Origin of the sequence: Humidesulfovibrio sp., from assembly GCF_035560995.1 — a bacterium.
Taxonomy (GTDB): Bacteria; Desulfobacterota; Desulfovibrionia; order Desulfovibrionales; family Desulfovibrionaceae; genus Humidesulfovibrio.
This window is the reverse complement of the sequence record NZ_DATMYK010000161.1, coordinates 1-5,649: the sequence shown is the minus strand read 5'-3', so window position 1 is coordinate 5,649 and position 5,649 is coordinate 1. Positions and strand designations below refer to the sequence as shown.

The following is a 5,649-nucleotide window of genomic DNA, read 5'->3' as shown; positions in this document are numbered from 1 at the left end:
CGAGATCGACGCGGCCGCCGAGAAAGCCGCCGCCGAGGAGGAGTAGATCATGGCTGAGATCAGCGCGAATGCGGTGAAGGTCCTGCGCGAGAAGACCGGCGCGGGCATGATGGATTGCAAGAAGGCCCTCGTCGAGAGCGGCGGCAACGAAGAGAAGGCCATCGCCTACCTGCGAGAGAAGGGCCTGGCCAAGGCCGCCAAGAAGGCCGGCCGCGCCACCAGCCAGGGCATCGTGGGTTCCTACATCCACAACAACGGCAAGCTTGGCGTCATGGTCGAGCTGAAGTGCGAGACCGACTTCGTGGCCAAGAACGAGAAGTTCCAGGCCTTCGCCAAGGATCTGGCCATGCAGATCGCCGCCACCTCCCCCCTGTGCGTGACCCCGGAGCAGGTGCCCGCCGACCTGCTGGCCAAGGAGCGCGAGATCTTCAAGCATCAGGCCATGCAGGAAGGCAAGCCCGAAGCCATCGCCGAGAAGATCGTCGAAGGCCGTCTGAAGAAGTTCTACTCCGAGGTCTGCCTGCTGGAGCAGCTCTTCATCAAGGACGACAAGAAGACCATCAAGGATCTGCTGAACGAGCTCATCTCCGTGTTGGGCGAGAACATGCAAATCGGGCGGTTCAACCGCATGGTCCTGGGCGAAGACGCCGAAGCGGAAGCCACCGAGGAATAGGAAAAACGAACGGGCCGCAAGGCCCGTTTTTTTTGAAGCCGACACGCAGGCGGGGCCGCGCCCGAATCAGCCACACTTAAGCCCACATCCGGAGGACGAACATGGAAAAGCTGAAATACTCACGAGTTCTCCTCAAGCTCTCGGGCGAAGCCCTTGCCGGCGAACAGCAGTTCGGCATCGAGCCCAAGGCCATCGGCACCTTCTGCCGCGAAATCGCCGACGTGGCCAAGCTCGGCGTGCAGATCGCCCTGGTCATCGGCGGCGGCAACATCTTCCGCGGCATGGCCGCCAGCGAACAGGGCATGGACCGCGCACAGGGCGACTACATGGGCATGCTGGCCACGGTGATGAATGCGCTGGCCGTGCAGGACGCCCTGGAGAAACTCGGCTGCGACACCCGCGTCATGACCGCCTTCACCATGAAGGAAGTGGCCGAGCCGTACATCCGCCGCCGGGCCGAGCGCCACCTGGAAAAGGGCCGCGTGGTCATCTGCGCCGCGGGCACGGGCAACCCCTACTTCACCACCGACACCGCCGCCGCCCTGCGCGCCTCGGAGCTCAAGTGCGAAGCCATCCTGAAGGCCACCAAGGTGGACGGCGTGTACGACAAGGACCCAAAAAAGTTTGCGGACGCCACGCGTTATGATACCGTGACCTACATGGAGACCCTGGAGAAGCGCCTGGGCGTCATGGACGCCACGGCCATCTCCCTTGCGCGGGACAACAGCCTGCCCATCATCGTCTTCAATCTGTTCAAGGAAGGAAACATCCGCCGGGTCATCCAGGGCGAGAAGCTCGGCACCATCGTTGAAGGAGGGAACTAACATGCCCGCGGTTATCGACGACGGCAAGAAACGCATGGCCGGAGCCCTCTCCAGCCTGACCAAGGAATTTTCGCGCCTGCGCACCGGCCGGGCCTCGGTGACGCTCATCGAGCCCATCATGGCCGACTACTACGGCAATCCCACGCCCGTGGGGCAGATCGCCTCGGTCTCCGTGCCGGACGCCCGCACCATCACCATCCAGCCCTGGGACAAGGCGGCCTTCGGCGCCGTGGAAAAGGCCATCCTGAAAAGCGACCTGGGCCTGAATCCCGTGAACGACGGCAAGATGATCCGCATCAGCCTGCCGCCGCTGACCGAGGAGCGCCGCAAGGATCTGGTGAAGCTGGCCAAGAAGTTCACCGAGGAAGCCAAAGTTGCCGTGCGCAACGTGCGCCGCGACCTGAACGAGGCCACCAAGAAGCTCCAGAAGGACAAGGACATCACCGAGGACGAGCAGCGCAAGCTGGAGGCCGAGGTGCAGAAGCTCACCGACGAGACCATCAAGAAGTGCGACGAAGCCTTCTCCGCCAAGGAGAAGGAAATCCTGGAACTGTAGCTGCCCATGGCAGACGCTTCCACCACGTCCGCAAGCTCGCCCGTGCCCGCGCCCGTGCCTGGGCATGTCGCCATCATCATGGACGGCAACGGGCGCTGGGCCCAGCGCCGGGGGCTCTCGCGCAGCGAGGGCCACCGCGCCGGAACCCGCGCGGCCAAGGCCATCGTCACCCGCGCGCGCGAGCTGGGCATCCGCCACCTCACGCTGTACACCTTCTCGCGTGAGAACTGGTCGCGGCCCAAGGACGAGGTCGGGCTCATCTTCGACCTTTTGGTGGAGTACATGAAGGGCGAGCTGCAGAACCTGCTCGACCAGGACATCCGCCTGAAGGTCCTGGGCGACTTCGACGGGCTGCCCTTCGTGGCCCGGCAGAGCCTGTCCCACGTCATGGGCAAGACGGAAAACTGCCGCGCCATGACCCTCAACCTGGCGCTCAACTACTCCGGCCGGGAAGAGATTCTGCGCGCCTGCCGCAGCCTCGTCGAAAAGGGCGTGAAGCCCGAGGCCATCACCAACGAGGCCTTCGCGGCCGAGCTGTACACAGTGAACCAGCCCGACCCGGATCTGATCATCCGCACCAGCGGCGAGCTGCGCCTGTCCAACTACCTGCTGTTCCAGGCCGCCTACGCCGAGTTTTATTTCACCGACACCCTCTGGCCCGACTTCGACGGGACCGAGCTGGAGCGCGCCCTGGCCGACTACCAGAGCCGCCAGCGCCGCTTCGGCAAGACCGGTGAGCAGGTGACCGTTTAGGCGTTTCCCGCCGGCCGCGCGGCCGAAGCGTTTTCGCGCCCCCGCACCTGCTTGCCTTTCCGCCCGAAGCATGGTTCCCTGCCGCAAACATCAGGAGCCGCCATGCGCCACCCAATCGTTCCCCTGTGTCTGCTGAGCCTGTGCCTGTGCGCCGGCCCCGCCTCCGCCGCCCTGGCCGCCGCATCGGCCAAGAACCCGCCCGCCGTGGTTCAGGAGGGCGAGGTCGCCGCCGACGCCGAGGTGCTCGAATATATCCGTCTTTTCGGCTACCGCGAAATGCTGGAGCTTGGTGCCGAGCGCCAGCTGGCCTCGCTCATGGAGCTGACGCGCCTGACCAGGCCCGGCCTGGCCCCAGGCGTGCTCGAGCTCATCCATGACGAACTGCGCGTGGAGCTCAAGGCCGCCACGCAGGAGTCCGTGGCCGAGATGGTGGCCGTGTTCAAGCGCCACCTGACCAAGCAGGACATCAGCTACCTGAACTCCATCGGCCGCGATCCGCGCATGCAGCGGGTGGTGCGCCTGCAGCCGGCCATCTCCGGCGATATGGAGGAGATCGGCGAGCGCCTGGCCGAGCGGGTCACCGCCAAGGCCGCGCCGCGCATCGAGGAGCGTCTGAAGAAGCTTCAGGGCGGGCAGGAGGGCTAGCCCCGCCGCCCGTTCCGCATTCCCAACCATCCAAGGAGCAAGCGATGCTGACGAGAAATATCCGCGTGGCCGTTCTGGCCGCGTGCCTGTGCTGCGCCGCCGTGGCCCCGGCACAGGCCGAGGAGCTGACCCCGGCCAGACGCCAGGAAGTGCTGCGTTTGGTTGAGGCCATGGGCGGCAAGGAGTTGATCATGCAGTTCGTGCACCAGAACATGAACACGGTGAAAAAGTTCCGGCCCGACATCACCCCGGAGAAGGCCCCCCTGGTGGAGCGCGAGATCTCGGCCATGGTGTCGGAGAAGATTGCCGCCCCGGGCGGCCTGGCCGAGCAGCTGCTGCCCGTGTTCGCCAAGCGCTTCACCCCGCAGGAGCTGCGCGAGCTGACGGCCTTCTACGAGTCGCCCACGGGGCGCAAAGTGGTCTCGGTGATGCCGGGCGCCATGAAGGAGGCGCGCGACGTGGCCCAGCGCATGGCCATCGGCATGATCCCGGAACTGAACCAGCGCGTGACGGACGTGCTCAAGCGCGATGCGGGCAGAAGCGCCGAGGCGCCCGGCGGCACGACACAGCAGTAGGCCGTTTTTCGCTTCAGCCCTTTGCCGGGCGTTTCAGCAGCGCGGCCGGGATGCCCTTTTCGCAGGGCACGCCGGTCTGGCACAGGCCGCAGGCGTTCACCGGCGCGCCGAGCAGCTCCCGCTCCACATAGGGCGAGGTGACGCCCCGGATGTAGGCCTTGCACCGGGGCTTGTCGTGACCGGCGGTTGAGAGCGCCCCGGCCGGGCAGCGGCGGATGCAGGCCCCGCACTTGCCCGTGGCGAAGAACAGGCACCAGTCCCGGTGTCCGGCGTAGGGGCGCGGCGTGGCGGGCCAGGCGGCGCGCGCCACCAGGGTGCCCACGCGGATGGCCTTGCCCAGGGGCGTGATGAGCCCGTCGCACAGGCCAAAGGTCCCCAGCCCCGCGGCATGGGCCGCGTGCCGCTCTGACCAGGTGGAGGCGAAGACAAAGGGGCCGCCTTCCACGCGCGTCCAGTCCTTCAAGCGCACCGGAGCGCAGGCCTGCACCCCGGCCGCGCACAGCTCGCGCACCGCATGGTCGCGCAGGGCGGCGTTGATCTCCTCCCCGTATTTGCGCGTCAGCGCCCAGCGCCTGCTGGGCAGCTCCTTCTCCTTGCGGTGGTCGCGGCGCACGGCCTCGGTCTGGGGCAGAATCCAGGCCACCACGGCAAGCTCCGCCGCGGTGGCGTCCGTATTGGGAAAAGCCAGGCGGAAGGCCTCCAGTGGTGTCCAGTGGCGCGGGTCCACATGCACCTTGTAGGACTCGAAAATGGGGTCGTCGCCCCGGGCTATGCCCACAAGGGGGGCGTCCCAGGCGGGCTCAAGGCTGCCGGGCTCGATGCGGTTCTGCTCCGGCGCAGCCAGAAACGCATGGATCAGGGCGCTGACGTCTTGGGGATCGCGTGGACTCGGGCTCGTGTTCATGCCGCCTCCTGTCCGTAGGGTGGGGGGGCTACAGCAGCCCGGTGTCCTGAAAGCTGAAGTGCCGGTTTTCGGCAACGATGATGTGGTCGAGCACGCGCAGGCCCAGCTCCTTGGCCGACTGGGCGATGCGCCGGGTCAGGTCGCGGTCCTGCACGGAAGGGGAGGGGTCGCCGCCGGGATGGTTGTGCGCCAGGATGATGCCCGAGGCCTGATGCGTGAGGGCCAGCGCCAGCACCTCGCGCGGGTAGACCGGAATCTCGTCCACCGTGCCCTTGCCTACGCGCTCCCAGGCCATGAGCCGGTTCTTGCTGTCCACAAGGGCCACCCAGAATTCCTCCACCGCCAGGTGCCCGATGCGCGCGCGGGCGGCCTCGGCCACCACCTCCGGGCCGGAAAACACCTGGCGCTCGCGTACCGGAGCCTCGCCCAGGCGGGCGAATACCTCGCGCAGAAGCGCCCAGTGCCCGGCCAGGCTTTCGCCAAAGCCCTTGACCTCGCAGAGCGCCTCCTGCCGGGCGGTGAGCACCGCGCGCAAGGAGCCGAAGCGGGCCACCAGTTCCTTGGCCAGGGGCTTGGTGTCGCGCCGGGGCAACACCTGGCCCAGCAAAAGCTCCAGCAGTTCATAATCCGCCAGGGCCTTGGGCTCGGCGGCCAACTTCTCGCGAAGGCGCTGGCGGTGGCCAAGATAGTGCGGGGGCGGGGTTTCCGCCGCTCTTGAG

Annotated in this window: 8 protein-coding genes; 6 read left to right on the top strand and 2 right to left on the bottom strand. The window is 66.9% G+C overall.

The features are described 5' to 3' along the window. Positions 1-49 precede the first annotated feature (49 nt). The 6 genes from tsf (at position 50) to VN419_RS06220 (ending at position 4,026) form a co-directional block, all read left to right on the top strand. Positions 50-673 (top strand): translation elongation factor Ts, encoded by a 624-nt coding sequence (gene tsf, locus VN419_RS06245; protein ID WP_325645578.1) that lies wholly within the window; start codon positions 50-52, stop codon positions 671-673. Between the two features lie 101 nt (positions 674-774). Continuing rightward, entirely contained in the window at positions 775-1,497 is a 723-nt protein-coding gene (gene pyrH, locus VN419_RS06240) for a UMP kinase (protein ID WP_325645576.1), read from the top strand. A gap of 1 nt (position 1,498) precedes the next feature. After that, entirely contained in the window at positions 1,499-2,053 is a 555-nt protein-coding gene (gene frr, locus VN419_RS06235) for a ribosome recycling factor (protein WP_325645573.1), read from the top strand. Between the two features lie 6 nt (positions 2,054-2,059). After that, the gene (gene uppS, locus VN419_RS06230; protein WP_325645571.1) at positions 2,060-2,806 is read left to right on the top strand and encodes a polyprenyl diphosphate synthase; all 747 of its coding nucleotides are present in this window, start codon (positions 2,060-2,062) and stop codon (positions 2,804-2,806) included. A gap of 102 nt (positions 2,807-2,908) precedes the next feature. Then, positions 2,909-3,451 (top strand): hypothetical protein, encoded by a 543-nt coding sequence (locus tag VN419_RS06225; protein ID WP_325645569.1) that lies wholly within the window; start codon positions 2,909-2,911, stop codon positions 3,449-3,451. Between the two features lie 44 nt (positions 3,452-3,495). Beyond that, positions 3,496-4,026, top strand: a complete 531-nt coding sequence (locus VN419_RS06220) for a DUF2059 domain-containing protein (protein WP_325645567.1) — start codon at positions 3,496-3,498, stop codon at positions 4,024-4,026. 13 nt (positions 4,027-4,039) lie between these two features. On the opposite strand, the gene VN419_RS06215 is transcribed toward VN419_RS06220, so the two are convergent. Next, positions 4,040-4,930 carry a 4Fe-4S ferredoxin gene (locus VN419_RS06215; protein WP_325645565.1) on the bottom strand — a complete coding sequence of 297 codons (891 nt, stop codon included), beginning with the start codon at positions 4,928-4,930 and terminating at the stop codon, positions 4,040-4,042. Between the two features lie 28 nt (positions 4,931-4,958). After that, on the bottom strand, positions 4,959-5,649 hold a 691-nt coding region (radC, locus tag VN419_RS06210), incomplete at its 5' end, for a RadC family protein (RefSeq protein ID WP_325645563.1).

What these genes read in the sequence shown, in the direction of transcription:
- tsf (WP_325645578.1), top strand. Translation starts at nt 50, where the DNA reads ATGGCTGAGATCAGCGCGAATGCGGTGAAGGTCCTGCGCGAGAAGACC.
- pyrH (WP_325645576.1), top strand. Translation starts at nt 775, where the DNA reads ATGGAAAAGCTGAAATACTCACGAGTTCTCCTCAAGCTCTCGGGCGAA.
- frr (WP_325645573.1), top strand. Translation starts at nt 1,499, where the DNA reads ATGCCCGCGGTTATCGACGACGGCAAGAAACGCATGGCCGGAGCCCTC.
- uppS (WP_325645571.1), top strand. Translation starts at nt 2,060, where the DNA reads ATGGCAGACGCTTCCACCACGTCCGCAAGCTCGCCCGTGCCCGCGCCC.
- VN419_RS06225 (WP_325645569.1), top strand. Translation starts at nt 2,909, where the DNA reads ATGCGCCACCCAATCGTTCCCCTGTGTCTGCTGAGCCTGTGCCTGTGC.
- VN419_RS06220 (WP_325645567.1), top strand. Translation starts at nt 3,496, where the DNA reads ATGCTGACGAGAAATATCCGCGTGGCCGTTCTGGCCGCGTGCCTGTGC.
- VN419_RS06215 (WP_325645565.1), bottom strand. Translation starts at nt 4,930, where the DNA reads ATGAACACGAGCCCGAGTCCACGCGATCCCCAAGACGTCAGCGCCCTG.